The 1,342-nt window shown below is 72.0% G+C and carries 1 protein-coding gene and 2 pseudogenes; 2 read left to right on the forward strand and 1 reads right to left on the reverse strand.

What is annotated here, in order from left to right; all coding sequences use genetic code 11:
* Positions 1 to 687, forward strand: a pseudogene (locus EYA84_RS31880) (glycine dehydrogenase (aminomethyl-transferring)); the annotation flags it as partial.
* Between the two features lie 121 nt (positions 688 to 808).
* Here EYA84_RS31880 and EYA84_RS31885 read toward each other — a convergent pair.
* Complete coding sequence (locus EYA84_RS31885) at positions 809 to 1,009, reverse strand: DUF5999 family protein (RefSeq protein WP_131057861.1); 201 nt, start codon at positions 1,007 to 1,009, stop codon at positions 809 to 811.
* Positions 1,010 to 1,156: 147 nt separating this feature from the next.
* On the opposite strand from EYA84_RS31885, the pseudogene EYA84_RS31890 reads away from it, so the two are divergent.
* Positions 1,157 to 1,342: pseudogene (locus EYA84_RS31890) on the forward strand (anthranilate synthase component I family protein); the annotation flags it as partial.

Consider the following 1,342-nt stretch of genomic DNA (forward strand, 5'->3'; position numbering starts at 1 on the left):
GCGCCGTTCCTGCCCGGTGACCCCGGTGGCGCGCCGGTGGACGGGCGGCCGGCGATCTCGGCGGCCCGGTACGGGTCGGCGGGCATCCTGCCGATCCCGTGGGTGTACCTGCGGATGATGGGTGCCGACGGGCTGGCCCGCGCCACCGGGGTGGCGGTGCTGGCGGCCAACTACGTGGCGGCGCGGCTGCGGGAGCACTTCCCGGTGCTGTACGCGGGCAACAAGGGCCTGGTGGCCCACGAGTGCATCCTGGACCTGCGGCCGTTGACGAAGACGACCGGTGTGAGTGTCGACGACGTGGCCAAGCGGTTGATCGACTACGGGTTCCACGCGCCGACGATGTCGTTCCCGGTGGCGGGGACGCTGATGGTGGAGCCGACCGAGAGCGAGGACCTGGCCGAGCTGGACCGGTTCTGCGACGCGATGATCGCCATCCGGGCGGAGATCGACGAGGTGGCGGCGGGACGCTGGCCGGCCGGGGACAACCCCCTGGCGAACGCGCCGCACACGGCGGCGATGGTGGCCGGTGACGAGTGGCCGCACGCGTACCCGAGGTCGGTGGCCGGCTACCCGGGCGGCGTGGACCGGGCGGGGAAGTACTGGCCGCCGGTGCGTCGGGTCGACGGCGGGTACGGCGACCGGAATCTGGTCTGCTCGTGTCCGTCGCCGCAGGCGTACGAGAGCTGACGGCAGCCGCGCCGGGGCGGTCGCTGCCGCCCCGGCGTCGCGTCGACCTGGTCGTGACGGCCCCCCTGGTGGGGACTAGCCTGGGTCGACGCGGGAAGAGTCGTGACGGATCGTGACCAGGTCAGGCGGCGAGGGCGTGTCGGGCGGGGCCGCGGTGCGGTGCGATGCTGCTGCCGTCGGGCAGCAGCTCGCCGGTGTCCTCGAAAACGATGACGCCGTTGCAGAGCAGGCTCCAGCCCTGTTCACGGAAGCAGGCGATGACCTTGGCAGCTTCCCGGTCGGTGGCTTCGGCGGAGGGACAGGTGGGTTGGTGCTGGCACATCGGGTTCTCCGGACTGTGGGGGCACTGTGTCATGGTTCACATGACCAGTGACGCACAGTACCAAGCAAACGCATGGTGCATCGAGCGGAAGTGTGCGTGGTCCGTGGGAAATCCGCTGAACGGATGAGCCACCACCAACCAGACGTCGTGGAAGCGCTCCCACGGACGGTGGTCGATCCGTCACCGTACGACCCCCCGGCCGCGCCCCCACCCTGCCGGGGCCGCCGCGTCGAACGCGCCCGCTGGCAGTGGCACCCCACCGACGGCGGCGACCCCGCCACCGCCGTCGAGAACTTCCTCGCCGCCCACGGCCTGCCCCGACACGACCTGGCC

The sequence above is a fragment of the Verrucosispora sp. SN26_14.1 genome (assembly GCF_004307965.1).
Lineage (GTDB): Bacteria > Actinomycetota > Actinomycetes > Mycobacteriales > Micromonosporaceae > Micromonospora.

What these genes read in the sequence shown, in the direction of transcription:
- EYA84_RS31885 (WP_131057861.1), bottom strand. Translation starts at nt 1,009, where the DNA reads ATGTGCCAGCACCAACCCACCTGTCCCTCCGCCGAAGCCACCGACCGG.